The following is a 24,812-nucleotide window of genomic DNA, read 5'->3' as shown; positions in this document are numbered from 1 at the left end:
GTGGGGATGTTGGGAAACCGCGGGAAGAGGAAGGGGGGGCGGCGGGTCTCCCCCCCCCCCCCACCCCCGGGCGCGGATCGCAAGATCCGCGCCTTTTCTTTTTCCGGCATCTGCGCCCAGACCCCCGTCCCACGGGCCTTTCCCGTGCGCCCGGTCACGCCGTCATACGGCTGTAACAAAAACATCATTTCATAGCAGCGTCGCCGGAGAGACCGGCCCCCATCCCGCTACGGAGTGACGCATGAAACTGCACACGGCTGGCTTGACCGCCCTTACCCTGGCCATCGCGCTGGGCCTCTCTGCCTGCAAGCCGGGCGCTGAAGGCCAGGCTGCCGCGCCGGCCGCCGACGCCCCCGCCGCCGCTCCGGCCGCCGGCGACAGGCTCACCGCCGAAATCTCCGGCGCCGGCGCCTCCTTCATCTTCCCGCTGGTGTCCAAATGGTCGGCCGACTACAACGTCGCCACCGGCGCCAAGATCAACTACCAGTCCATCGGTTCGGGTGGCGGCATCGCCCAGATCAAGGCCGGCACCGTCGACTTCGGTTCCTCCGACAAGCCGCTGAGCAGCGAAGAGCTGGCCCAGGCCGGCCTTGGCCAGTTCCCCTCCGCCATCGGCGGCGTGGTCCCGGTGGTGAACATCGACGGCCTGGAAGCCGGCAAGCTGCGCCTGAGCGGCGCGCTGCTGGCCGACATCTTCCTCGGCAAGGTCAAGACCTGGAACGACCCGGCCATCGTCGCCGCCAACCCGGGCGTGAAGCTGCCCGACGGCAAGATCACCCTGGTCCACCGCTCGGATGGCTCGGGCACCACCTTCAACTTCTCCAACTACCTGTCCAAGGTCAGCCCGGACTGGAAGAGCAAGGTCGGCGAAGGCACCTCGGTGCAGTGGCCGGACGGCGTGGGTGGCAAGGGCAATGAAGGCGTGGCCTCGTACGTGAAGCAGATCAAGGGGTCGATCGGCTACGTCGAACTGGCCTACGCGCTGCAGAACGGCATGCCGTACGCCTCGATGCAGAACGCCGCCGGCAACTGGGTGCAGCCGACCGCCGATACCTTCGCCGCCGCGGCCGCCAGCGCCGACTGGGCCAGCGCCAAGGACTTCAACCTGGTCATCACCAACGCACCGGGCGACCAGGCGTGGCCGATCACCGCCACCAACTTCATGCTGATGCACAAGCAGCCCAAGGATGCGCAGCGCAGCAAGGACACCCTGGCGTTCTTCAAGTGGGCCTTCGAAAACGGCCAGAAGCAGGCCAATGAACTGCACTACGTGCCGCTGCCGGCCGAGCTGGTGACGCAGATCGAAGCCTACTGGGCTGCTGAATTCAAATGACAACCCGGGCCCGCGCGTTGCGCGGGCCCTCCCTTGTCGCCACCACGCCGCACCACATCTCTCGGGCCCCTGCCTTTCCCATGAATGCCATTGCCCAGCCTGTCCCCGCACCGTCCACCCGCGACCTGCGTGATGCCCGCAACGACACTCTGTTCCGCTGGGTACTGATCGCCACCGTCATCCTGGTGCTGGTCGCCCTGGCCTGCGCCGCGCTCTCGATGCTGTGGGGCGGCCGCCATGCCCTGCAGGAGCAGGGCCTGAGCTTCTTCTACTCGTCCGAATGGAATCCGGTCGAGAACAAATTCGGCGCGCTCGCACCGATCTACGGCACCCTGGTCACCGCGCTGATCGCGATGGTCATTGCCGTGCCGGTGAGCTTCGGCATCGCCTTCTTCCTGACCGAAGTCGCCCCGCGCTGGCTGCGTGGCCCGGTCGGTACCGCCATTGAACTGCTGGCCGGCATCCCCTCGATCATCTACGGCATGTGGGGCCTGTTCGTGCTGGTGCCGGTGATGACCGAATACGTCACCCCGTTCCTCAACGACCACCTCGGCACGCTGCCGATCATCGGGCCGCTGTTCCAGGGTCCGCCGCTGGGCATCGGCGTGCTTACCGCCGGCTTCGTGCTGGCCATCATGGTGATCCCGTTCATCTCCTCGGTGATGCGCGAAGTGTTCCTCACCGTGCCGACCCGCCTGAAGGAATCGGCCTACGCGCTGGGTTCCACCAAGTGGGAAGTGAGCTGGGACATCGTGCTGCCCTACACCCGCTCGGCGGTGATCGGCGGCATCTTCCTCGGCCTGGGCCGCGCCCTGGGCGAAACGATGGCGGTGGCCTTCGTGATCGGCAACAGCGTACGTCTGTCGCCCTCGCTGCTCGAACCGGGCACCACCATCGCCGCGCTGATCGCCAATGACTTCGGTGAAGCCACCGAAACCTACCGCTCGGCGCTGCTGCTGCTCGGCTTCGTACTGTTCATCGTCACCTTCGTCGTGCTGGCGATCGCCCGCCTGATGCTGATGCGCCTCGCCCGCAAGGAGGGCAACTGATGTCCACCGTCGCCCCGTCCTCCGCACAACCGCTGTACCTGCGCCGCCGCATCGTCAACGTGGTCGCGCTGCTGATGTCCTGCCTGACCGCGCTGTTCGGCCTGTTCTTCCTCGGCTGGATTCTGTGGACGCTGGCCTCCAAGGGCCTGGCCGGGATCAACCTGGACCTGTTCACCAAGATGACCCCGCCGCCGATGCAGAAAGGTGGCCTGGCCAACGCCTTCTTCGGCAGCGCGGTGATGTGCGGTCTGGCGATCGCGATCGGCACCCCGCTGGGCGTGCTGGCTGGCACCTGGCTGGCCGAGTACGGCAACGCCCGCAAGGCCGGCACGGTGGTCCGCTTCGTCAACGACATCCTGCTGTCCGCGCCCTCGATCGTGCTCGGCCTGTTCGTCTACACCCTGTACGTGATGCAGACCGGCGGCCAGTTCTCGGCATTCGCCGGTGCCCTGTCGCTGGCCTTCATCGTGCTGCCGGTGGTGGTGCGTACCACCGATGAAATGCTGCGCCTGGTGCCCTCGCAGATGCGCGAAGCGGCGCTGTCGCTCGGCATCCCGCAGTGGAAGGTGACGGTGCAGGTGCTGTACCGCAGTGCGGCCGCCGGCATCGTCACCGGCATCCTGCTGGCGCTGGCCCGCATTTCCGGCGAGACCGCGCCGCTGCTGTTCACCGCTTTCGGCAACCAGTACTGGAACAGCAACGTGTTCCAGCCGATGGCCTCCGTGCCGGTGGTGATGAACCAGTTCGCGGGCAGCCCGTATGAATCCTGGCAGGTGCTGGCCTGGGCCGGCGCGCTGGTGCTGACCGTGTTCGTGCTGCTGGTCAGCCTCTCTGCGCGCGGCATCCTGCTGCGCAACCGTATCTCCCATGACTGACCTTTCCACGGACATCGCCATGAACGATCTCTCCAACGCCGTGCCGATGCAGCGCATCGTGGTCCCGGCCTCGCATGAAAACCTGCACACCCCGGCGCCGATCAAGCTGGCCGCACGCGGGCTGGACTTCTACTACGACAAGTTCCATGCGCTCAAGGGCATCGACCTGGAAATCCCCGAAAAGCGCGTCACCGCGCTGATCGGTCCGTCCGGTTGCGGCAAGTCCACCCTGCTGCGCATCTTCAACCGCATCTATGCGCTGTACCCGAAGCTGGAAGCGCGCGGCGAAGTGCTGCTGGACGGTGAGAACATCCTCTCGCCGAAGTACCCGATGAACCGCCTGCGCAGCAAGGTCGGCATGGTGTTCCAGAAGCCGGTGCCGTTCCCGATGACCATCTTCGAGAACGTCGCCTACGGCATCCGCCACCACGAAAAGCTGTCCAAGTCGGAGATGACCGACCGCGTCGAACAGGCCCTGCGCCAGGGCGCGCTGTGGGACGAGGTCAAGGACAAGCTCAACCAGAGCGCGCTGGGGCTGTCCGGCGGCCAGCAGCAGCGCCTGTGCATCGCCCGCGCGGTGGCACTGCGCCCGGACGTGCTGCTGCTCGATGAGCCGACGTCGGCGCTCGACCCGATCTCCACCAGCCGTATCGAGCAGCTGGTCGAAGAGCTCAAGCACGACTACACCATCGTGATCGTCACCCACAACATGCAGCAGGCCGCGCGCGTGTCCGACTACACCGCCTTCATGTACCTGGGCGACCTGATCGAACACGACCGCACCGAAGTGATCTTCTCGCAGCCCAACAAGCAGCAGACCGAAGACTACATCACCGGCCGCTTCGGCTGAGCCTGTCCTGGCCCCTTACGCGGCAACGGCAACGGCAGCCGGGCAGAGCCCGGCTCTACAACCTGGAATCACCATGAACAGTCCCAACGACCACATCGTCAAGAGCTACGACGAAGAACAGCAGCGCCTGGTGGCCGAGATCGTGCGCATGGGCGAGACGGCCGTCGCCCAGCTCGAGGCGGCGATGGACGTCATCGAGAAGCGTGACGAGAACGCCGCCCAGCGCATCATCGCCAACGATGAAGCCATCGACACCCTCGAACAGCAGATCAGCCACGACGTGATGCGCCTGGCGCTGCGCGGCCCGATGGCGCGCGACCTGCGCGAGATCCTGGCCGGCCTGCGCATTCCGGCCGACATCGAACGCATCGGTGACTATGCCGCCAACGTCGCCAAGCGCTCGATCGCGCTGAGCAAGGTGCCGCCGCTGCCGCAGATCCAGGGCCTGCGCTCGCTGGGCCGGCTGGCCGCACAGCAGGTACGCCGCGCCATCGAGGCCTATCGCGACAACGACGCCGCCGCCGCCCTCGCCCTGCGCGACGACGATGCGCGTCTGGATGCGCAGTACACCGCGCTGTTCCGCGAGCTGCTCACCTACATGATGGAAGACCCGCGCAACATCACCCCCTGCACGCACCTGCTGTTCATGGCCAAGAACCTGGAGCGCGTGGGCGACCATGCCACCAACATCGCCGAGAACGTGTGGTTCCTGGTACACGGCGAGCAGGCCCTGCCGCCGCGCGAGAAACGCGACGAAACCAGCAGCACCGATCACGTCTGAGGGGTCCTGCCAACGCAGGGCGCACACGCCGCGGCCTTCGGGTCGCGGCTTTTTTTTGATCGGCGTCCATCCGCGGCGGGCGGATGGTCGGGCGCTGGGCCACGATGCCCTTGCCGGCGAATGTCCCCCGGCGTCGGCCTGCGGCCGTCGCCTCCTCCTTTAGTTCGCCCACAAGGGCATCGCGGCCCACGTGTCGAGACTGCTGGCGCGTCGCAGGAGCCGGCCAGCGGCCGGCACTACATTGGGGGATTGCGGTTGGTTTTCGTGCGTGTGCCGCAAGCCGACCCCGTCGCGGTGTGCAGGCCCCTGGGCAACCTAAAGGAGGAGGTCGTCGCCGCCAGGCGGCGGCCGGGGGACAGTTGCCGAGGGGCCTGCACGCTGCGACGGGGCCCTTCAGGCTCGCGGTAGACCCGACCGGAGACACCGCTGTGTGCCCTTGAGCCTTTGCGTGCGCCGCGGCGGGTGGGTCGGGCGCTGGGTCGAGACCACGGGCGCCTCGCGGAAGCCGGCCAGCGGCCGGCACTACATCGGGGATTGCGGTTGGTTTTCGTGCGTGTACCGCACGCCGGGTCCCGTCCAACCGGAGACCAACGTTCCTGTTGCATTGCCATGATGGGAAGCCCCCACACTTCACGAAATGTTGAATGCTGTGTGAGGATTCGTTGAGCCGGCTCTGGCCATCATGGCCGCACCTGCTGCCCCCACCTGCAGCCATCCCGGGCACTGGCCCATACCAAGGAGCACCATCGATGAGCACATCCACCCGTTCGCTGTCCCTGCTGGCCGCCACCGCCCTGGCCGCCGGCCTGGGCGCTACCACGTCGGCCTCTGCGTTGAGCATGACCGACCTGGCGCAGGGCTACCTCGTTGCCGGCCAGGCCGCCGCCAAGACCGCCGAAGGCAAGTGTGGCGAAGGCAAATGCGGTGCGCATGGCGCCAAGGGCGAGGAGAAGGCCGGCGCCGCGGCGGCCGGCAAGACCGCCGAGGGCAAGTGTGGGGAAGGCAAGTGTGGCGCCGACAAGGGCAAGCCGAAGGCCAAGGCGGGCGACGCCAAGGCCCCGACCGCAGCCGGCAAGGCCGCCGAAGGCAAGTGCGGCGAAGGCAAGTGCGGTGCCAAGCACTGACTCCCCCGCCACCGCGCTGCCCCGGTCGCCGCTGCCTGCGGCGGCGACCGGACTGGGCCTGCGCCGTGCGCTGCTGCAGGATCTGCGCGAGGCCGCCGACGGCGATTTCGATTTCCTCGAGTGCGCACCGGAGAACTGGATCGGCGTAGGCGGCCCGGCGGGTGAGCAGCTGGCCGAGCTGGCACGGCGCCATCCGCTGAGCTGCCACGGCCTGTCGCTGTCGCTGGGCGGTACCGCACCGCTGGACACCACATTGCTGCTGCAGGTGGGTCGCTTCCTCGACCAGTACCGGGTGCCGCTGTACAGCGAACACCTGAGCTATTGCAGCGATGACGGCCACCTGTACGACCTGCTGCCGATTCCCTTCACCGAGGAAGCCGTGCGCCATACCGCCGCCCGCATCGCCCGCGTGCAGGACCTGCTGGGCCGGCGCATCGCGGTGGAGAACGTGTCCTACTACCTGGCGCCGGAACCGGCGATGGACGAGCTTGCCTTCACCAACGCCGTGCTCGCCGAGGCCGACTGCGACCTGCTGCTCGACGTCAACAACGTCTACGTCAACGCGTTCAACCACGGCTACGATGCCGACACCTTCATCGCCGGGCTGCCCGCGCAGCGCATCGTCTGCCTGCATGTGGCCGGCCACCTCGACGACGCCGACGACCTCAAGATCGATACCCACGGCAGTGCGGTGATCGACCCGGTGTGGGAGCTGCTGGGCCGTACCTATGCACGCATCGGCATGCGTCCCACCCTGCTCGAACGCGATTTCAACTTTCCACCCTATGCGGAACTGCGCGACGAACTGCGCGTCATCCGCGGGCTGATGGCCACGCACGGAGCGGCGTCCAATGGCTGACACGTCCCCTCGGCTGCACGCCCAGCAACGGGCGTTTACCGCCCATCTGCGCGATCCGGAGCGCGTTGCCGCGCCGGCCGGTCTGGACCCGCGCCGGCTGGGCATCTACCGGCGGCTGGTGTTCAACAACGTGCTGGGGCTGCTCGGCAACGGCTTTCCGGTGTGCGCGCGACTGCTGGGCGAGGAGGCCTGGTCAGCGCTGGTAGGCCGCTTCCTTGCCGACCACCGCGCGCAGACGCCGCTGTTCACCGAACTGGCCGCCGAGTTCGTGCAGTGGCTGCAGGCACACCCGGCACTGCCACATCCGGCGCTGGCCGAACTGGCGCACTACGAATGGGTGGAGACCGCGCTCTACCAGCTCGACGCGCGCCCCCTGCCCGTTGCCACCGGCCTCGACCCGCTGGGGGCGCCGTTGCAGCGCTCGCCGCTGGCGTGGCCCCTGCTCTACCACTGGCCGGTGCATCGGCTCGGCAGCGCCGATGCACCGCTCCAGCCCCCGGCCGACCCGACCGGGCTGCTGGTGCGGCGCGACCCGGACGGCCAGGTGCGCTTCGCAACGATCAGCCCGCTGGCCGCCCACCTGCTCGAGCGCATCGGCCAACAGCCCGGCCAGACCGGCGGTGACCACCTGCAGGCGTTGGCGCAGGCCCACGGCCTGCCCGGCGATGCCCTGCTCACCGAGGGTGCCGCGCTCCTGCAGCAGTTCCTGCGCCACGCCGTGATCGGCCCGTCCCCTCCGCCTGCCTGACCCGTTTCCCAGGAGTTCCCCCTTGATGAAGACACTGCACCGGGTCGCCCTGCGCGACCGGCTGGATCGGCTTGCGCCGTGGATCGCCCCGCTGGGCCTGCGCCTGCTGCTGGCCTGGGAATATCTGGAGTCCGGCCGCGAAAAGCTGCACGGCCAGAACTGGTTCGGCGACCTGCAACAGGCATTTCCATTTCCGTTCGACCAGCTGCCGGCCAGCCTCAACTGGCACCTGGCCACCGGGTTCGAGCTGGTCGGCGCGCTCTGCCTGCTGCTGGGGCTGGGCACCCGGCTGGCCGCCGGCAGCCTGCTTGTGCTGACCGTGGTGGCGACCTGGGCGGTGCACTGGCCGATGCACTGGGACGGGCTGGCCGAGCTGTGGCAGGGCTATGCCATCACCGACCAGGGGTTCGGCAACTTCAAGCTGCCGCTGCTGTTCATGGCCATGCTGCTGCCCCTGGCGCTGCAGGGCGCCGGCCCGCTGAGCGTGGACCACCTGCTGCGCCGGCGCCCGGGACACCGTCCCGCGCTGGCCTGAGCGGCGGGGGCGTACAGGCCCCCTCTGCTAGAATCCACGGATGAATGATGCCGCCTTGCCCCCTGCCGCCGCCGAAACGACTGCCCCCGCGGCGAACCTGGCAATGGCCCACCGCTTCCGTGGTTTCCTGCCTGTCGTGATCGACGTGGAAACCGGCGGCTTCGACTGCAACCGCAACGCGCTGCTGGAAATCGCCGCAGTGCCGATCGAAATGGACGAGAACGGCCTGCTGTATCCCGGCCAGACCGCCAGCGCCCACGTGATTCCGGCCGAGGGGTTGGAGATCGACCCGAAATCGCTGGAAGTGACCGGCATCATCCTCGACCACCCGTTCCGGCTGGCCAAGTCCGAGAAGGACGCGCTCGACCACATCTTCGCGCCCGTCCGCGCCGCCGTGAAAAAATACGGCTGCCAACGCGCGATCCTGGTCGGCCACAACGCGCATTTCGACCTGGGCTTCGTCAATGCCGCGGTCAACCGCACCGGCCACAAGCGCAACCCCTTCCATCCCTTCAGCGTGTTCGACACGGTGACCCTGGCCGGCGTGGCCTATGGCCAGACCGTGCTGGCGCGCGCGGCCAATGCCGCCGGGCTCGGCTGGGACGCCGACGAAGCGCACAGCGCGGTGTACGACACCGAGCAGACCGCCAAGCTGTTCTGCACGATCGCCAACGCCTGGCCGCGCCCCTGACCCACCCGCGCGTTGATGCCGGCGCTTGCACGCGGCACCGGCAGCCGACCAACGGTCGGCAGCTACCCGGCCGTCACCCGATCGCGGTGCGGTCGCGGCCTTCGCTCTTGGCGCGGTACAGCGCGCGGTCTGCGCGCTGATACAGCAGCATCGGGGTGCGGTCGGCCGCATCCAGTTCGACCAGTCCGGCGCTGAAGGTCACCTTCAGGCCCGGCACGCCCGCCCAGTCGGGGTGGTCGTGGAACAGGCCACGCAGACGGGCGCACACCTGCGCCGCTTCGTCCAGGCGGGTGTCGTTGAGCAGCAGGGCGAACTCTTCACCGCCGGTGCGTGCCGGCATGTCCGAGTCGCGGCATGCCGAGGCGATCAGGCGCGCCACTTCCACCAGCACCACGTCGCCGACGCTGTGGCTGTGCCGGTCGTTGACCTCCTTGAAGTGGTCGATGTCCAGCACTACCAGGCACAACGGGTGGCGGCTGCGCTGCGAGCGGGCGAAATCGCGCGCCAGCGCTTCGTCGAACGCGCGGCGGTTGGCCAGGCCGGTCAACGAGTCTTCGCGCGCCTGGCGCTCGAACGCTTCGGCCTGCACCGCCAGGCGCTCGGCCAGCGCGGTCTTCTCCTCGTTCAACGCCTGCAGGTGCACGGTCTGCGCCTGCAGGTCGCGCGTGGCCTCATGCACCATCCGCGCCAGGCGGATGTTGCTGGCCTTGTAGCGCTTGATCAGATAGCGGTACAGCGCCACCAGGCCGGCCAACAGCAGCAGCGAGGCGATCACCTGCACGCTGCGGCGCTGCCACAGGAACGGCTCGACAGTGAATGCCCAGACCGCTTCACTGTCGCTCCATGCGCCGCCGGGGTGGGCTGCCGACACATGCAATGTGTACTCGCCCGGCGGCAGACCGATGAACTCGACGCTGCGCTGCTGCCCGCGCTCGATCCAGCCGCTGTCCAGGCCCTCCAGACGGGTGCGGTAGCGGATCCGTTCTGACAGCAGGTAGCTCAGCCCCACATAGCTCACGCTCAGGCGCTTGCCGCCGGGAATGCGGTTGTGGTCGTTGCCCTGCCAGTGCAGGGGCGTGCCATCCACCTGCACGTTCTCGATCACCGCCGGCGGCGCCAGCCGCTCGCGGAAGCGCTGCAGCCGCAGCGGATCGACCGTGCTCAGGCCACCGGCAGTGACCACCCAGAACGTCCCATCCTGGCGCAGGATCGCCGAGGGGCCGGAACTGCCGTTGGCCTGCGAATTGGCCATGCCGTCGATTTCGTTGTAGTGCTCCACGTCGATGCGCGGCGTGCGCCCGTCAGCCACATCGTTGAGCATCGTCATGTCGGTGCGCAGGACGCCGCGGTTGCTGCTGATCCACACATTTCCGACGCGGTCGGGCACCAGCTGGAAGACCGTATCCACCGGCATGCCCTGCTCCAGCCCGACCCGAGCCAGCCGGCCGTTCTGCCACCGGTACAGACCACGGTCGGTGCTGACCCACATCGCATCGCCGATCTGCTGGAAGCCGAACACGCTGCGGCCGCCGCCCATGCGCTCCAGGTCGATGGCCTGCACGCGGTTGCCGCGCAGCACGCGGATGCCCTCGATCGTGCCGATCCACAGGTTGCCGTCGGCATCGTGGGTCAAGGCGGTGATCAGCCCGGTCGGCATGCCGGGCACGGTCGGCACGGCCACGCCCCGCGCATCGATACGCACCACGCCCTTCTGCGTGCCGGCCCAGACGCCGCCGTCACGGTCGATGCTCATCGCGCGGATGTTCCCCCCCGGCAGCCCATCGGTGGTGCCGTAGGTGCGCAGCACCCGGCCCTGCGCGTCCACCCGGAACACGCCGTCGCCGAACGTGCCCACCCACAGATCGCCTGCACGGTCCTGCGCCAGGCTCAACACCGACGGCGGCTTGCCGCCCTGGTTGCGCAGCGCGATCGGATGGAAGCGGCCATCGCCGTCCAGCCGGTCCAGGCCGCTGGCGCTGCCGATCCACACCTGGCGCTGCCGGTCCTCGTAGACGGTGCGCACGTAGTCGCCGCTGAGTCCGTCGCGTTCGGTGTAGCTGCTGAACAGCGTTTCGCGCAGGCGGTACAGGCCGCCGTTGGCGCCGACCCAGATGCTGCCCTCCGCATCCTCGCGCAGGCTGACCACGCGCCCACCCGGCAGCGAAAGGCCGGCCGGCAGCCGCTCCAGCCCATGCCGCGAGAGCCGCAGCAGGCCCTGGTTCTCGGTGCCCAGCCACAGATCGCCGTGGCGGTCCTGCAGCATCGCGGTCATGTGCATCTGGCCAGGCAGGCGGTGCTGCAGTTCGGGCACGCCGTCCTGCATGCGGTAGATCCGCTCGCCGGCCACGATCCACATCACTCCGTCGGGCGCACGATACGGCCATACCAGGCCACGCCCCAGCCCGAAGCTCTCCGGCGCGCGGCGCAGGACGCCGTCGTTGTCGCGCACCACCAGGCCATCCAGGGTGCCCACCCACACGCGGTCCTGGGCGTCCACCACCATCTTGGTGAAACTCATCGCCATCGGCACGTCGGCCGCCGGCGGTGTGTATTCGATGCGGCCGTCCGGATCGAGGCTGCCGATGCCCTTGCCTTCGTACAGCAGCCACAGGCGCCGATGGCTGTCCATCTGCATCGCCTGGATCAGCACCTGCGGCGTTCCCGGCTGGTGTTCCCAGACCCGCCACTGGCCATCGCTGCCGCGGCGGGTGACATTGCCGCGCGAGTCGCTGATCCACAGGCTGCCGGCGCGGTCGACATACAGCGCGCCCACGCCGTTGTCGCGCAGGCCCGGCCGCGTGCTGCGGTCGAACACGGTGAAGTCCAGCCCGTTGTAGCGCACCAGACCTTCCCAGGTGGCGAACCAGAGATGGCCTTCGGGCGTCTGCGCGATGTCGCGCAGCGAGTTGTGCGGCAGGCCGTTGCGCGAAGTCCACACGTCGATGGCGTAGTCGCGCAGCGGCGGTGGCCCATCCTGCGCCGACAGCGACGGACTGGCCGCCAGCCACAGCAGCAGGCACAGCCCGGCGGCCTGCAGCCACGGCAGGACGCGTCCCCTGGATTGGACCGGCCGCCGCCGGGTGACGCCCCCCCGTTCCCTCATCCGTGCAGGCCTGCCCGCATGGCGTTGGGAGGGGACGCCCCGGCCCGCAGGCCGGTCGATTCGTGCGCTCTCATGGGGGAGAAGCTGGCAAAGAGGTGCCCATAGTAGGCAAATCCGCGCCCGAACGGTCGTGAAGATCTATCCGGTGCGGGTTCCGGGGGCAACCCGCCAGGTGGCCGGCCAACGCACCACGGCCTCCAGTCCCCCCTGCGGATGATTGCGCAGGTGCAGCGTGGCGCCGTCCTTCTCGGCCAGCGCGCGGGCGATGGTCAGGCCCAGCCCGGCGCCGCCCGTATCGCGTGAGCGCGAGGTCTCCAGCCGCACGAACGGATCGAACACGGCCTCCAGTTCGTCCTCGGCCAGGCCCGGGCCGCTGTCGCGGATGCGGACCACCACGTCATGCTCGGTCTGTTCCACACTCACCCGCGCCGACTGTCCGTACATCACCGCGTTGTCCACCAGGTTGGAGAACAACCGGTGCATGGCCAACGGGCGCAACATCATCACCGCGCCGCTGGCGTGGTCGAAGCGCACGTCGGCACCGGCTTCGGCGGCGTCTTCGACAATGCTCTCCAGCAGCGAATCCAGCACCAGCGCAGCGCGCTGTTCGGCGCTTTCGGCGCTTCGGGCCAGTTCCAGGCCCTCGCGGATCAGCGCCTGCATCGCGCCGAGATCGCCGATCAGGCGCTCGCGCAGTGCCTCGTCGGTCACGTTCTCCAGCCGCAGCCGCAGCCGGGTGACCGGCGTCTGCAGATCGTGGGTGATCGCGGCCAGCATCTGCGTGCGCTCGCCCAGGTGCCGCTGCAGGCGCTGCTGCATGGCATTGAAGGCTTCGGCGGCGCGCTTGACTTCCAGCGGCCCGGTCACCGGCATCGGCGCACCCTGCAGGTCGTCGCCCAGCGCCGCGGCGGCATCGGCGAGGCGCTGCAGCGGCGCGCTGGCCATGCGCGCCACGATATAGGCCAGGATCGCGATGGCGATCACCAGCAGGGTCAGGAACAGCGGGTCCACCGCCAGGATGCCGTTGTGCGCCACGGCCGGGGAGTCCAGCGCAAGCCGCAGCGGCGTGCCGTCGCTGAGCACCACCGACACGGCCCGGCACTTGGGCGGGATGAACGCCGGATCGCGCTCGCGCGGGCGCTTGGGAGCACCCATCTTGTGCGGCGGCGGCGGCGGCAGCAGCTCCGGCAACCGCGGCAGGCAGGAGCGGAACGAGGTGAAGTGGACCTGGGCATGCGCCACCGGGCCGGGCCGGTCGTCCAGCACCGCCATCATCGCGGTGTCCTTGCGGCCCTGGCGTGCGCCGTCGGGCAGCTCGCGCACGCTCGGGCCGCCCACGGCCAACAGGCGCTCACGCAACTCCGGGTTGCCGTCCAGCAGGTTGATGTAGCCCTGCAGCCGGTCGGCGATGCGGTTGAGGTTCTGCCGTTCGAATTCCTGCTGGCGCTTGGCGCTGGCCAGCACGGTGGCGCCGATCGCGGCCACCGCCATGCCCAGCAGCAGGATCAGGAACAGGCGCCCCACCATCGAAGCGAAGAAGCGCCGCAGGCGTTTCATTCCAGCCCCACCGCCGTCGCCAGTACGTAGCCTTCGTTGCGCACGGTCTTGATCAGCCCGTCGCTGCCGCCGTCATCGCCCAGCTTGTTGCGCAGGCGGCTGACCTGCAGGTCGATCGCGCGATCCTGCGACTCGTAGCTGCGGCCACTGCTCAGGGCCACCAGCTGCTCGCGCGACAGCACCTTGTTGGCATGCCCGACGAACACCCGCAGCAGGCGGAACTCGGCACCGGACAGCACCACCACCCGGCCATCGGGGTCGACCAGGTGCCGGTGTTCGAGATCGAATATCCAGTGTGAGAACCGCGCGCGGCGGATCGCCAGCGGCTCCAGATTGGCCGGCAGCGCCTCGGTCCGGCGCAGCACGTTGCGGATGCGCGCCAGCAGTTCGCGCGGCTCGAAGGGCTTGGCCAGGTAATCGTCGGCGCCCATTTCCAGGCCCAGCACGCGGTCGATCGGCTCGCTGCGCGCGGTGAGCATGATCACCGGCGTGCTCGACCGCGCACGCAGGTCACGGCACAGGGTCAGCCCGTCTTCGCGCGGCAGGTTGAGGTCGAGCACGATCAGGTCGACGTGTTCGCGTTCGAGCACCTGGCGCATGCCGGTGCCATCGCTGGCGGTGCTGATCTGGTAACCGGCGCGGCCCAGCTGTTCGGCGAGGAGCTGGCGGATGTCGTGGTCGTCATCGACGATCAACAGGCGATGCATGGTGGTGATGGTCTCCATGCGGTCATGATCCCCTGTCCGGAGATGAACCGCATCAATGGGAATGCGTACGCATGTGTCAGGGCACGCCGACGATACACAACGAAACGCGGGACGGCGCGTCTGGTTACCCTTTGATACACGGCAAGCGTTGAGCCCTCCGGCGCGGGTCTTCACAATGCTGACAACGCCGACGCAACGGCCTGCCGAGTAGACGATCATCGTGAAGCCCCGCCTGCCCCACACCCGCCGCGGCCGCATCCTGCTGCTGATCGCCGTCGTCGTCGTGATTGCCGCGATTGTGGCATGGTTCGCCCGCAAGCCCGCCGCCCCTGCCCTGGCCACCACCCCGGTCAGCCGTGGCGATATCGAGCAGACGGTGGAAGCCACCGGCGTGGTCGATGCGTACAAGCTGGTGAGCGTGGGCGCGCAGGCCTCCGGCCAGATCAAGTCGCTGAAGGTGCAGCTGGGCGATACCGTCAAGGAAGGCCAGCTGATCGCCGAGATCGACGCCACCACCCAGCAGAACCAGGTCCTCAACGCCGAAGCGGCGCTGGACAACATCCGCGCCCAGCGCGCGGTGCAGCAGGCCAGCCTGCGCGAGGCCGAACTGGAGTTCGCCCGCCAGCAGCAGATGCTCACCGCCGAAGCCACCTCGCGCGCCGAGTTCGACGCGGCCGACGCCAAGCTCAAGACCGCCCGCGCGCAGATCCAGTCCTACGACGCGCAGATCAAGGGCCGCGAGACCGAGCTGGGCACCGCCCGTGCCAACCTGGCCTACACCCGCATCACCGCACCGATGGACGGCACTGTGGTGGCCGTGGTGGCCGAGGAAGGCCGTACCGTCAACGCCAACCAGACCGCGCCCACCATCGTGATGCTGGCGCGGCTGGACCTGGTCACGGTCAACGCCGAAATCTCCGAGGCGGACGTGGTCAAGATCAAGGCCGGCATGCCGGTGTACTTCACCACGCTGGGCGAGCCGGACCGCAAGTACCACGCGACTCTGCGCCAGATCAATCCGGCGCCGTCCTCGATCGCCAGCGACAGTTCGTCCAGTTCCAGTTCCTCCAGCTCCAGCTCGAGCACGGCGGTGTACTACAACGCCCTGTTCGACGTGGAGAACCCCGACGGCACGCTGCGCATCGACATGACCGCGCAGGTCTCGGTGATGCTCAAGCAGGCCAAGGGCGTACTCATGATCCCGGCGGTGGCGCTCGGCCCGAAGACCCGCGATGGCCAGTACATGGTCCGCGTCGCCGACGCCGATGGCATGCCGGGGCCGCGCAAGGTGCGGATCGGCATCAACAACGGCGCCAGCGCCGAAGTACTGTCCGGCCTGAACGAAGGCGAGAAGGTCATCGTCGGCGAAGGCGGCGCGGCGGCCGGCGGCAACAGCGGCGGCGGCCGTGGCGGTCCGCAGATCCGGGTCGGTGGGCCCGGCATGGGCGGGCCGCGTCGATGAGCGGCACCCCGACCGGCGCGTCGCCCACGCGCGCACCGCTGCTGCGCCTGCGCGACCTGCGCCGTGAGTTTCCCGCCGGCGAGGACACCATCGCCGTGCTGCGCGACGTCAACCTGGACATCGATGCGGGCGAGATGGTCGCCATCGTCGGCCAGTCCGGGTCGGGCAAGTCCACGCTGATGAACATCCTCGGCTGCCTGGACCGGCCGACCCGCGGCAGCTACCAGGTGGCCGGCCGCGAAACCGGCAGCATGCTGCCGGACGAGCTGGCCGAGCTGCGCCGCGAGCACTTCGGTTTCATCTTCCAGCGCTACCACCTGCTGGGCGACCTGGATGCGCGCGGCAACGTCGCCGTACCGGCGGTCTATGCCGGCAGCCCGGGACCGGTGCGCACCGCGCGCGCCGAGCAGCTGCTGCAGCGGCTGGGCCTGGGCGACCGCATGCACCACAAGCCCGGCCAGTTGTCCGGCGGCCAGCAGCAGCGCGTATCGATCGCGCGCGCGCTGATGAACGGCGGCGAGGTGATCCTGGCCGACGAACCGACCGGTGCGCTCGACACCCGCTCCGGTGAAGAGGTGATGGCGATCCTCGGCGAGCTGCATGCCGAAGGCCACACCATCATCATCGTCACCCACGACATGTCCGTGGCCGAGCATGCGCAGCGCATCATCGAGATCCGCGATGGCGAGATCATCGCCGACCGCGCCAATCCGAACGCCCCCCGCTACCGCGCCCAGCGCCAGCCCACCGTGGACGCCGGCCACGGCCACAGCTGGCGTGCCGCGCGCGACCGCTTCACCGAAGCGTTCCGGATGGCGGTGCTGGCGATGAACGCGCACCGCCTGCGCACCTTCCTGACCATGCTCGGCATCATCATCGGCATCGCCTCGGTGGTGTCGGTGGTGGCGCTGGGCAACGGCTCGCAGCAGCAGATCCTGCAGAACATCAGCGCCCTGGGCACCAACACCATCGATGTCTATCCCGGTCGCGGCTTCGGCGACATGCGCTCGGCGCGGGTGCAGACGCTCAAGGCCAGCGACGCCGATGCGCTGGCGCGCCAGAGCTACGTGGACAGCGCCACGCCCAGCGTGTCGTCCTCGGTCACCGCGCGGTACCGCAACCAGTCGGCCACCGCCCAGGTCAGCGGCGTTGGCGAGCAGTTCTTCCGGGTCAAGGGCGTGACCCTGGTTGCCGGCAGCTTCTTCGACCGCGATGCGGTGCGCGGCCTGGCCCAGGTGGCGGTGATCGACGAGAACACCCGCACCCAGTTCTTCCCCAACGGGGAGGATCCGATCGGCCAAGTGATCCTGCTCGGCAACGTGCCGGCGCGCGTGGTCGGCGTCGCGCAGCGGCAGAGTTTCGGCTTCGGTGGCAGCACCAGCCTGAGCGTGTGGGTGCCCTACACCACGGTGATGTCGCGCATGCTCGGCCAGAGCCATGTCTCCAGCATCACCGTCCGGGTGGATGACAGCACGCCGATGGATGCCGCCCAGGCAGCCATTTCCAAGCTGCTGGTGATGCGCCACGGCACCGAGGACTTCTTCCTCAGCAACAGCGCCGAAATCCGCCAGACCATCGAGCAGACCACGCGCACCATGACCCTGCTGATCAGTGCCATCGCGGCGATCGCGCTGCTGGTGGGCGGCATCGGCGTGATGAACATCATGCTGGTGTCGGTCACCGAACGCACCCGCGAAATCGGCGTGCGCATGGCCGTGGGCGCGCGTCAGAGCGACATCCGCCAGCAGTTCCTGATCGAAGCGGTGCTGGTCTGCCTGCTCGGCGGCCTGCTCGGCGTGGGGCTGTCGCTGGTGGTGGGCTGGCTGTTCGGCAAGTTCGCCCCCGACTTCCAGATGCTGTTCTCGACCGCGTCCATCGTGGCCGCCTTCGCCTGCTCCAGCCTGATCGGCGTGGCGTTCGGCTTCCTGCCGGCCCGCAGTGCCGCACAACTCGACCCCGTGGAGGCGCTGGCGCGCGAATGACCATGATCCGGATTCCCTTGATGTCCCTGCGTCCGCTGGCCCTGGCCTGCCTGTCCGCCCTGGCGCTGTCTGCCTGCGTCAGCAGCGGCCAGTACCGGGTCGACCCGCCGGCGGTGCCGGCCAGCTATGGGCGCGGCGATGCGGCGCTCAACGCGCCGGTGCAGACCGTATCGACCTCGCCGGCTGAGGCGGGCGCCGATGTGCGGCGCGATGCCTGGTGGACCGGGTTCGGCGACCCGCAACTGGACGCGGTGATCGCCCGCGCATTGGCCGCCAACACCGACCTGGCGTCGGCCGGACTGGCCGTGCAGCGGGCACGCCTGCAGGCCGGGCTGGCCGACAACGCCCTGTGGCCACAGGCCTCGGGCAGCGTCGGCAGCAGCGGCAACCGCGCGATTGACCAGACCGCGGACTGGAACCGCAGCAGCTCGGCCAGCGTCGGGCTGCAGTGGGAAGTGGATCTGTGGGGACGGCTGCGCGCCCAGCGCGACATCGCCCAGTGGGAAGCGCAGGCCAGCGCCGAAGACCTGCAGAACACCGCATTGCTGGTGATCGGCGACGTCGCCACGCAGTACTGGACGCTGGCCTTCCTCAACCAGTCGATCAGCGCCGGCGAGGCCAATCTGGCCCGCCTGCAGCGCACGCTGCAACTGGTGCAGGCACGCTTCGATGCCGGCGCCGTGTCGCGGCTGGAAGTGCGCCAGGCCAGCCAGAGCCTGGAGGCGCAGCGCGCGGCGCAGAGCGCGCTGGAACAGCAGCGCGTGGCCACCCGCAACGCGTTGACCGTGCTGCTCGATGGCCAGCCGCTGGCCCTGGCTGATGAACCCCGTCAACTGGAGCGCACCACGAGCCCGGCCATCGCCGAAGGCCTGCCGGCCGACCTGCTCGGTCGCCGCCCGGACCTGCGCGCCGCCGAACTGCGCCTGCGCAACAGCCTCACCGCGATCCAGGTCACCGCCACCCAGTACTACCCGGCACTGAGCCTGACCGGCAGTGTCGGCAGCGGTGCGACCTCGCTGTCGGACGTGCTGAAGAATCCGGTGGCGACGTTGGGCGCCGGCCTGTCGCTGCCGTTCCTCAACGTGCGCCAGGCGCAGTTGAACACCCGGCTCGCGGGCACCGATTACCAGGTCGCGGCCAACAGCTTCCGCCGCACGCTGTACACCGCGCTCTCCGAAGTGGACAACGCATTGTCGGCCCGCACCCAGTTCGCCACGCAGGTGGCGGCGTCGCAGGCGTCCTACGACGAGGCGGTGGAAATCGAGCGGATGTACGAAGTGCGCTACCGGGTCGGTGCCACCGACCTGCGCACCTGGCTGGAAGCGCAGCAGACCCGCCGCGATGCGGAGCTGTCGCTGGCATCGGTCAAGCAGAAGCAGCTGGTCAACGACGTGACGTTGTTCAAGGCGCTGGGGGGAAGCGCCAACGCCCCATAGGCACGGTGGCGTCGGTACCGCCCGGTACGATGGCGCGGTGGCGTCGGGGCCGGGCCGGGACGGTGGCGCGGTGGCGTGGGGCCGGTGGCCCCGGTAGAGCCGACCGTTGGTCGGCTGCCCTTCGTTCCGGCGTCATGACATCCGATCCGCCTGCGCCGCCCCGTTTCGGCGAGGCCGCGCGCGGCGCGGCAGCCGACCAACGGTCGGCTCTACACGTCTGCGTCAGCTGCGCTGGCGGACGGCCTCGAACAGGCTGACGCCGGCGGCGACGGACACGTTCAGGCTCTCGATGTCGCCCGGCATCGGGATCTTGACCAGGCTGTCGCAGTTTTCGCGGGTCAGGCGGCGCATGCCGTCGGCTTCACCGCCGAGCACCAGCGCCACGTTGCCCTTCAGGTCGATGGAGTACAGCGACGCGGTGGCTTCGCCGGCCAGGCCGTAGATCCACACGCCCAGCTTCTGCAGGTCCTTCAGGCAGCGCGACAGGTTGGTCACGGCCACCACCGGGATGCGGTCGGCAGCGCCGGCCGAGGTCTTGCGCACGGTGGCATTGACCGTGGCCGACTTGTCCTTGGGGATGATCACCGCGGTGGCACCGGCCGCCGCGGCACTGCGCAGGCAGGCGCCCAGATTGTGCGGGTCCTGCACCTCATCGAGGATCAGCAGCAGGGCCTTGCCCTCGGCCGCTTCGACCAGCCCTTCCAGCTCGTTCTCGCCCCAGGTGCGTGCCGCCTGGTAGCGCGCGGCCACGCCCTGGTGGCGCACCGAACCGCCCACGCCGTCCAGCGCCTGGGTGTTCACCTTGCGCACGTCGATGCCCTTGCGCCGCGCGTTTTCTTCGATCTCGGTCAGACGCGGGTTCTTCGCGCCGGCCTCGATCAGGACCTCGCGGACGTTCTCGGCATCGTTCTCAATCGAGGACGCGACGGCGTTGACGCCGACAATCCACTGGCTTTGCTTGCTCATTGCGGGGGGCGGGACCGGAAAGGGGGTGGTAATGGTAGAGCATCGGCGGCCACCCCGCCTCACGCGGCGGGCGGGGGCCAGTCGCCGGTATCGTGGTCGGGGTGCTGGTGGGAAACCAAGTGCTGCAGGTAGACCGCCTCCGGGTCGTCCTCGTCGCGGATGGCGCTCAGGCGGTCCAGCGCATCCACGAACGGCAGTTTGGCGTCAATACCGTACTGGACCGTGGGCGGCAGGCGCGCGGGGGCATCGAAGGCGCCTGCGGCGATGGCCATCCCGTTGGGGGCCTCGTAGGTCAGCGGGGTGCCGCAGTCCGCGCAGAAGCCGCGCTTGACCAGGTTGGAGGACGCGAACCGGCGCGGTTCCCCGCGCGTCCAGGCGAACTCTACCCCGCGCACGGACACCAGCGGGGCGTAGTAGGCCCCGAATGCCTTCTGGCACATCCGGCAGTGGCAGATCGAGCTGTCGGTCAGCTCACCGCGGACGTGGAAGCGCACCGCGCCGCACTGGCAGCCGCCGGAGAATTCGGGAACCGGGTTCATGGGTTACTCCTCACGTCCGTACCGACCAACGGCCGGTACCTGCCAAGGCATCATCCCGCGACGGTGGGTACCGACCGTGGGTCGGTACACCGCGGGCCTCAATATTTCTTTTTCTGGCGCTTGGCCGGCTGACCGCGTGGCGGCAGCGCCGGCACTTCGTCGTCCTTTTCCTCGACCAGGCGGAAGTCGATCTTGCGCTCTTCCATGCTGGCCTTCAGCACCAGGATGCGGACCCGGTCGCCCAGGCGGTAGGCCTTGCCACGGCGCTCGCCGCTGAGGGTTTTGCGCACCGCATCGAACTGGTAGTAGTCATGCGGCAGCTGGGTGACGTGGACCAGTCCGTTGACCTTGGACTCGTCCAGTTCGACGAACAGGCCGAAGCTGGTCACGCCACTGATGACGCCATCGAACTGGCCGCCCACATGCTTTTCCATCCAGGCCGCACGGTAGCGCTCGTCGACCTCGCGCTCGGCCTCGTCGGCACGGCGTTCGCGCTCGGAGCACTGCAGCGCCAGGGCGGCCATCTCGCGCGCCGAGTAGGTGTACTTGTCCAGCGAGCCGCCGCTGAGCGCGTGCTTGATCGCACGGTGCACCAGCAGATCGGGGTAGCGACGGATCGGCGAGGTGAAGTGCGCGTACGCGTCCAGCGCCAGGCCGAAGTGGCCCTGGTTGTCCGGCGAATACACCGCCAGGCTCTGGCTGCGCAGCAGCACCGATTCCAGCAGCGCCGCGTCGGGACGCTCGCGCACCTTCTTGAGCAGCTTGGTGTAGTCGCCCGGCTGCACCTTCGACCACGCCGGCAGGCTCAGCTTGAATTCCTTCAGGAACTCCAGCAGGTCGTCGTACTTGGCTTCCGGCGGCTTGGCGTGATCGCGGAACGGCGCCGGCACATGCTTGCTGAGCAGGTAACGCGCGGCCTGCACATTGGCCGCGATCATGCATTCCTCGATCAGCTTGTGCGCATCGTTGCGCACCATCATGCCGGCCTGGGTGACCTCACCGGTGTTGTCCAGCACGAAGCGCACTTCGGAGGACTCGAACTCGATCGCGCCACGGCGCGTGCGCGCCTTGGCCAGCACCTTGTACAGCTGATGCAGGCGCTCGACCTGGGGCAGCACGGCGGCGATCTGGTTGCGCACCGCCACGTCGTTCTCGCCCACCGCCTGCCAGACCTGGGTATAGGTCAGGCGCGCGTGCGAATTCATCACCGCCTCGTAGAAGCGCGAGTGGATCACCTCGCCCTCGCGGTTCACCTGCATGTCGCAGACGAAGCACATGCGGTCGACCTTGGGCATCAGCGAGCAGATGCCGTTGGACAGGGTCTCCGGCAACATCGGCACCACGAAACCCGGGAAATACACCGAGGTGGCGCGCTTCTGCGCCTCATCGTCGAGCGGCGTGCCGGGGCGCACGTAGTTGGACACGTCCGCGATCGCCACGACGAGGCGGAAGCCCTCGGCATTGGGTTCGCAGTACACCGCGTCGTCGAAGTCCTTGGCATCCTCGCCGTCGATGGTCACCAGCGGGGTGCTGCGCAGGTCGACGCGACCGCCGATCATCGACGGCTCCACCACCAGCGGCACCGCGGAGGCTTCGTTCAGCACTTCCTGCGGGAACTCGAACGGCAGCTCATGGCCGTGGATGGCCGTCTCCACGATCAGCGAGGCGGTCAGCTTGTCGCCGAGCACCGCGATGATGCGGCCGATCGGCGGGCGCCGGGTATCGGGCGCCTGGGTCAGTTCGCAGACGACCAGCTGGCCATCACGCGCATCGCCGGTCTGGTCCGGCGGGATCTGCACGTTGCGCTGCACCCGCTTGTCGTCGGGCACCACATAGCTGATGCCGAACTCGATGCTGAAGCGGCCGATCAGGCGGGTCATGCCGCGCTCGAGCACGCGCGCGATGCTGCCTTCGCGACGGCCGCGGCGGTCGATGCCGGTGACATTGGCGAGCACGCGGTCGCCATGCATCACTTTGCGCATTTCATACGGCGGCAGGAACAGGTCATCGCCGCCCTCGACCGGACGCAGGAAGCCGAAGCCTTCCGGGTTGGCGATGACCACGCCGGTGATCAGGTTGGTGGCCTGTACCGGCGCGAAGCCGCCACGGCGGTTCTGCACCAGCTGGCCATCCCGCACCATCGCGCCCAGGCGCTTGCCCAGCGCATCGGCACGGTCCGGCTCGGTCAGGCCCAGATGGATGCCGATCTCGTCGGCGGTCTGCGGGCCATCGCAGCGGTCGAGCAGCTGCAGGATCGCCTCGCGGCTGGCGATGGGCTGGGCATAACGCTCGGCCTCACGCGCGGCAAAGGGGTCCTGCACGGTTACATCGCCCGCGCCCGGCAAGGGGCGGCGGCTGGCGGCGGCCTTGGCCGCAGCACGGGTACCGGCGCGCGGCGCGGCCGGGGCAGTCAGGGATTCGGGCATCCAGGGTGGCAGCTTGCCGGCCTTCTTCTTGGCGGCAGCGCGGGGCTTGCCCGACGGACCGGACGCCTGCTTGGGCGCCGGGGACTTGGGGGCTTTCGCGCCCCGGGTCGGTTTCTTTGGTTTCATTGGCCTCCATGTTAACCGCTGGCGGTGTGCAGAACCGGTCATGGCGCATGCACATGCAGCTTTGTGAAGAATTTTCGAAAAACCGTTGACAAGCCCCGGCGGCATCTTCACAATTCGCCCCCTGAGTCGCCCAGGTGGCGGAATTGGTAGACGCACTAGCTTCAGGTGCTAGCGGGGGCAACTTCGTGGAGGTTCGAGTCCTCTCCTGGGCACCATGACTCAGACAATGATCAAACCCGCGCAAGCGGGTTTTTTCATGTCCGGCGTTTGGCCCGCGCCGTGGGCCCGGATCAGGCCTCGGGATCGTAGTAGCGGCGCGACAGCCCCGCCCGCCCCGGGAAATACTTGAACCAGGGCCGGGCCGCGTCGATCACCGCCGCCACAGGCGCATGCGCCATCAACCGCTCCACATAGGCGGACAGTGCGGCATGCGACGCCGGCAACGGCACGTAGGCCACCGCATAGAACAGCGCCGGCGCCGCGGCGCAATCGGCCAGGCTGAAGCTGTCGCCCGCCAACCACGGCCGCCCCTCCAACTGCCGGTCCAACAGGGCGTAGCTGTTCAGCAGCGTCGCGCGTGCGGCCTCGGTGGCGGCGCCCCCGCCATCGCCATCCGGTTGCAGCAGGGCGGCGGTCAGTGCCTGCATCGGCGTCATCACGTACAGGTCGCAGACGCGGTCCCAGAACCGCACCTGCAGCGCCTGCGCCGGATCCTGCGGAATCAACCGCGCGCCTTCGGCGGCGTGATGCAGCTGCAGGTACTCGATGATGATGCTGGTCTCGCCGACACAGGTGCCCTGCTCGACCAGCAGCGGCATCTTGCCGAGCGGCCACAGCGCCCGGAACGCCGCGCGCTCGACCGGGTCGCCCAGATTCAACAGCCGCGTGTCCAGCGATACGCCCAGCACGTGCGCGGCGATCAGCACTTTCTGGCAGCACGATGACAGCGGGTGGACGTGCAGGATCGGGTTCGGCATGGGAACGCCTTGCTGCAGGGTGGGACCAGTATTTTCAGCGCCCGTTGCCGCGGTCAAGCCACGCCCCACCCGTCAGCACGACCGGCACCGGACGGTGCGTCACAAAGCGTTGACAGTTTTCGAATGCTTCCGCATAATTCGCCTCCTGAGTCGCCCAGGTGGCGGAATTGGTAGACGCACTAGCTTCAGGTGCTAGCGGGGGCAACTCCGTGGAGGTTCGAGTCCTCTCCTGGGCACCATGACTCAGACAATGATCAAACCCGCGCAAGCGGGTTTTTTCGTTTCCGGGGTTCGATGACATCCGCGTCGCGGGACGCACGAATCACGCGATGTGCAGCGCGATGCCGCCGCGACACGCGATCGTCAGAACATCTCGCGAAATCCTGTTGACACATTCCCGGTTCTCCCGCAGAATTCTCCTCCTGAGTCGCCCAGGTGGCGGAATTGGTAGACGCACTAGCTTCAGGTGCTAGCGGGGGCAACTTCGTGGAGGTTCGAGTCCTCTCCTGGGCACCATGACTCAGACAATGATCAAACCCGCGCAAGCGGGTTTTTTCATGTCCGGGGTTTGGGTTTTTCTAGAAGCCGACGCTGAAGCCAGAGCGCTGCTTCTGTGCCGGCGACGGGCTGCGCGGGGGTGTGCGGGTTCGCGGGGCACGCCGCAAGTACGTCCCTGTAGGCTCGTG

General features: G+C 68.5%; 20 protein-coding genes and 3 tRNA genes. 16 read left to right on the top strand and 7 right to left on the bottom strand.

The genetic code is table 11. The features are described from left to right. Positions 1–241: 241 nt before the first annotated feature. The 10 genes from pstS (at position 242) to rnt (ending at position 8,845) form a co-directional block, all read left to right on the top strand. Positions 242–1,333: a phosphate ABC transporter substrate-binding protein PstS gene (gene pstS, locus ACO6VK_RS14570; protein ID WP_422508306.1), complete on the top strand. Its 1,092-nt coding sequence runs from the start codon at positions 242–244 to the stop codon at positions 1,331–1,333. An 80-nt stretch (positions 1,334–1,413) separates the two neighbouring features. Then, positions 1,414–2,382, top strand: a complete 969-nt coding sequence (pstC, locus tag ACO6VK_RS14565; protein ID WP_422508304.1) for a phosphate ABC transporter permease subunit PstC — start codon at positions 1,414–1,416, stop codon at positions 2,380–2,382. Further along, complete coding sequence (pstA, locus tag ACO6VK_RS14560; RefSeq protein WP_422508302.1) at positions 2,382–3,257, top strand: phosphate ABC transporter permease PstA; 876 nt, start codon at positions 2,382–2,384, stop codon at positions 3,255–3,257. Before pstC ends, pstA begins: the two co-directional genes overlap by 1 nt. A gap of 19 nt (positions 3,258–3,276) precedes the next feature. After that, positions 3,277–4,107 carry a phosphate ABC transporter ATP-binding protein PstB gene (gene pstB, locus ACO6VK_RS14555; protein ID WP_411852780.1) on the top strand — a complete coding sequence of 277 codons (831 nt, stop codon included), beginning with the start codon at positions 3,277–3,279 and terminating at the stop codon, positions 4,105–4,107. A 73-nt stretch (positions 4,108–4,180) separates the two neighbouring features. Continuing rightward, entirely contained in the window at positions 4,181–4,888 is a 708-nt protein-coding gene (gene phoU, locus ACO6VK_RS14550; protein WP_411850482.1) for a phosphate signaling complex protein PhoU, read from the top strand. A gap of 749 nt (positions 4,889–5,637) precedes the next feature. Next, a complete protein-coding gene (locus tag ACO6VK_RS14545; protein WP_422508300.1) occupies positions 5,638–6,012 on the top strand; it encodes a hypothetical protein in 375 nt (124 codons plus the stop codon). Then, positions 5,999–6,871 (top strand): DUF692 domain-containing protein, encoded by an 873-nt coding sequence (locus ACO6VK_RS14540; RefSeq protein WP_422508298.1) that lies wholly within the window; start codon positions 5,999–6,001, stop codon positions 6,869–6,871. Before ACO6VK_RS14545 ends, ACO6VK_RS14540 begins: the two co-directional genes overlap by 14 nt. Then, positions 6,864–7,619 (top strand): DNA-binding domain-containing protein, encoded by a 756-nt coding sequence (locus ACO6VK_RS14535; protein ID WP_422508296.1) that lies wholly within the window; start codon positions 6,864–6,866, stop codon positions 7,617–7,619. Before ACO6VK_RS14540 ends, ACO6VK_RS14535 begins: the two co-directional genes overlap by 8 nt. A gap of 25 nt (positions 7,620–7,644) precedes the next feature. Further along, positions 7,645–8,154, top strand: coding sequence for a DoxX family protein (locus ACO6VK_RS14530; protein WP_422508294.1), 510 nt, complete (start codon positions 7,645–7,647; stop codon positions 8,152–8,154). 103 nt (positions 8,155–8,257) lie between these two features. Then, entirely contained in the window at positions 8,258–8,845 is a 588-nt protein-coding gene (rnt, locus tag ACO6VK_RS14525) for a ribonuclease T (protein ID WP_422508308.1), read from the top strand. 73 nt (positions 8,846–8,918) lie between these two features. Here rnt and ACO6VK_RS14520 read toward each other — a convergent pair whose 3' ends face one another. From ACO6VK_RS14520 to ACO6VK_RS14510, 3 genes are all read right to left on the bottom strand, one after another. Continuing rightward, entirely contained in the window at positions 8,919–11,948 is a 3,030-nt protein-coding gene (locus tag ACO6VK_RS14520; protein ID WP_422508292.1) for a two-component regulator propeller domain-containing protein, read from the bottom strand. Positions 11,949–12,086: 138 nt separating this feature from the next. After that, on the bottom strand, positions 12,087–13,505 hold the full coding sequence (locus tag ACO6VK_RS14515) for a sensor histidine kinase (RefSeq protein ID WP_422508290.1): 1,419 nt from the start codon (positions 13,503–13,505) through the stop codon (positions 12,087–12,089). Continuing rightward, positions 13,502–14,230, bottom strand: a complete 729-nt coding sequence (locus tag ACO6VK_RS14510) for a response regulator (RefSeq protein WP_411850474.1) — start codon at positions 14,228–14,230, stop codon at positions 13,502–13,504. The genes ACO6VK_RS14515 and ACO6VK_RS14510 overlap by 4 nt, the downstream gene beginning before the upstream one ends. Positions 14,231–14,432: 202 nt before the next feature. Between ACO6VK_RS14510 and ACO6VK_RS14505 the strand changes: the two genes are divergently transcribed. From ACO6VK_RS14505 to ACO6VK_RS14495, 3 genes are read left to right on the top strand one after another with little or no spacing between them, the layout of a single operon-like run. Continuing rightward, entirely contained in the window at positions 14,433–15,674 is a 1,242-nt protein-coding gene (locus ACO6VK_RS14505; protein WP_422508287.1) for an efflux RND transporter periplasmic adaptor subunit, read from the top strand. Further along, the gene (locus tag ACO6VK_RS14500; RefSeq protein ID WP_422508285.1) at positions 15,671–17,656 is read left to right on the top strand and encodes a MacB family efflux pump subunit; all 1,986 of its coding nucleotides are present in this window, start codon (positions 15,671–15,673) and stop codon (positions 17,654–17,656) included. The genes ACO6VK_RS14505 and ACO6VK_RS14500 overlap by 4 nt, the downstream gene beginning before the upstream one ends. A 20-nt stretch (positions 17,657–17,676) precedes the next feature. Beyond that, the gene (locus ACO6VK_RS14495; RefSeq protein WP_422508283.1) at positions 17,677–19,092 is read left to right on the top strand and encodes an efflux transporter outer membrane subunit; all 1,416 of its coding nucleotides are present in this window, start codon (positions 17,677–17,679) and stop codon (positions 19,090–19,092) included. Between the two features lie 222 nt (positions 19,093–19,314). On the opposite strand, the gene rlmB is transcribed toward ACO6VK_RS14495, so the two are convergent. The 3 genes from rlmB to rnr form a co-directional block, all read right to left on the bottom strand. Next, positions 19,315–20,058, bottom strand: a complete 744-nt coding sequence (rlmB, locus tag ACO6VK_RS14490; RefSeq protein ID WP_422508281.1) for a 23S rRNA (guanosine(2251)-2'-O)-methyltransferase RlmB — start codon at positions 20,056–20,058, stop codon at positions 19,315–19,317. Positions 20,059–20,117: 59 nt separating this feature from the next. Further along, positions 20,118–20,597 carry a GFA family protein gene (locus ACO6VK_RS14485; protein WP_422508279.1) on the bottom strand — a complete coding sequence of 160 codons (480 nt, stop codon included), beginning with the start codon at positions 20,595–20,597 and terminating at the stop codon, positions 20,118–20,120. 98 nt (positions 20,598–20,695) lie between these two features. Beyond that, positions 20,696–23,149, bottom strand: a complete 2,454-nt coding sequence (rnr, locus tag ACO6VK_RS14480) for a ribonuclease R (protein WP_422508277.1) — start codon at positions 23,147–23,149, stop codon at positions 20,696–20,698. Positions 23,150–23,277: 128 nt separating this feature from the next. Here rnr and ACO6VK_RS14475 point away from each other — a divergent pair. Beyond that, positions 23,278–23,364, top strand: a tRNA-Leu gene (locus tag ACO6VK_RS14475). Between the two features lie 75 nt (positions 23,365–23,439). On the opposite strand, the gene ACO6VK_RS14470 is transcribed toward ACO6VK_RS14475, so the two are convergent. Then, positions 23,440–24,126 (bottom strand): glutathione S-transferase family protein, encoded by a 687-nt coding sequence (locus ACO6VK_RS14470; RefSeq protein WP_422508275.1) that lies wholly within the window; start codon positions 24,124–24,126, stop codon positions 23,440–23,442. 152 nt (positions 24,127–24,278) lie between these two features. Between ACO6VK_RS14470 and ACO6VK_RS14465 the strand changes: the two genes are divergently transcribed. Then, positions 24,279–24,365, top strand: a tRNA-Leu gene (locus ACO6VK_RS14465). A 190-nt stretch (positions 24,366–24,555) separates the two neighbouring features. Continuing rightward, positions 24,556–24,642 (top strand) — tRNA-Leu (locus tag ACO6VK_RS14460). Positions 24,643–24,812: the final 170 nt, after the last annotated feature.

This window comes from Stenotrophomonas sp. GZD-301 (assembly GCF_049310345.1).
Classification (GTDB): Bacteria; Pseudomonadota; Gammaproteobacteria; order Xanthomonadales; family Xanthomonadaceae; genus Stenotrophomonas.
Note: the sequence above shows the minus strand (reverse complement) of the source record. Positions and strands in the feature narration are given on the sequence as shown.

Excerpts from the sequence above, each read along its gene's own strand:
- pstS (WP_422508306.1), top strand. The coding sequence starts at position 242 with ATGAAACTGCACACGGCTGGCTTGACCGCCCTTACCCTGGCCATCGCG.
- pstC (WP_422508304.1), top strand. The coding sequence starts at position 1,414 with ATGAATGCCATTGCCCAGCCTGTCCCCGCACCGTCCACCCGCGACCTG.
- pstA (WP_422508302.1), top strand. The coding sequence starts at position 2,382 with ATGTCCACCGTCGCCCCGTCCTCCGCACAACCGCTGTACCTGCGCCGC.
- pstB (WP_411852780.1), top strand. The coding sequence starts at position 3,277 with ATGAACGATCTCTCCAACGCCGTGCCGATGCAGCGCATCGTGGTCCCG.
- phoU (WP_411850482.1), top strand. The coding sequence starts at position 4,181 with ATGAACAGTCCCAACGACCACATCGTCAAGAGCTACGACGAAGAACAG.
- ACO6VK_RS14545 (WP_422508300.1), top strand. The coding sequence starts at position 5,638 with ATGAGCACATCCACCCGTTCGCTGTCCCTGCTGGCCGCCACCGCCCTG.
- ACO6VK_RS14535 (WP_422508296.1), top strand. The coding sequence starts at position 6,864 with ATGGCTGACACGTCCCCTCGGCTGCACGCCCAGCAACGGGCGTTTACC.
- ACO6VK_RS14530 (WP_422508294.1), top strand. The coding sequence starts at position 7,645 with ATGAAGACACTGCACCGGGTCGCCCTGCGCGACCGGCTGGATCGGCTT.
- rnt (WP_422508308.1), top strand. The coding sequence starts at position 8,258 with ATGGCCCACCGCTTCCGTGGTTTCCTGCCTGTCGTGATCGACGTGGAA.
- ACO6VK_RS14520 (WP_422508292.1), bottom strand. The coding sequence starts at position 11,948 with ATGAGGGAACGGGGGGGCGTCACCCGGCGGCGGCCGGTCCAATCCAGG.
- ACO6VK_RS14515 (WP_422508290.1), bottom strand. The coding sequence starts at position 13,505 with ATGAAACGCCTGCGGCGCTTCTTCGCTTCGATGGTGGGGCGCCTGTTC.
- ACO6VK_RS14510 (WP_411850474.1), bottom strand. The coding sequence starts at position 14,230 with ATGGAGACCATCACCACCATGCATCGCCTGTTGATCGTCGATGACGAC.
- ACO6VK_RS14500 (WP_422508285.1), top strand. The coding sequence starts at position 15,671 with ATGAGCGGCACCCCGACCGGCGCGTCGCCCACGCGCGCACCGCTGCTG.
- ACO6VK_RS14495 (WP_422508283.1), top strand. The coding sequence starts at position 17,677 with ATGTCCCTGCGTCCGCTGGCCCTGGCCTGCCTGTCCGCCCTGGCGCTG.
- rlmB (WP_422508281.1), bottom strand. The coding sequence starts at position 20,058 with ATGAGCAAGCAAAGCCAGTGGATTGTCGGCGTCAACGCCGTCGCGTCC.
- ACO6VK_RS14485 (WP_422508279.1), bottom strand. The coding sequence starts at position 20,597 with ATGAACCCGGTTCCCGAATTCTCCGGCGGCTGCCAGTGCGGCGCGGTG.
- rnr (WP_422508277.1), bottom strand. The coding sequence starts at position 23,149 with ATGAAACCAAAGAAACCGACCCGGGGCGCGAAAGCCCCCAAGTCCCCG.
- ACO6VK_RS14470 (WP_422508275.1), bottom strand. The coding sequence starts at position 24,126 with ATGCCGAACCCGATCCTGCACGTCCACCCGCTGTCATCGTGCTGCCAG.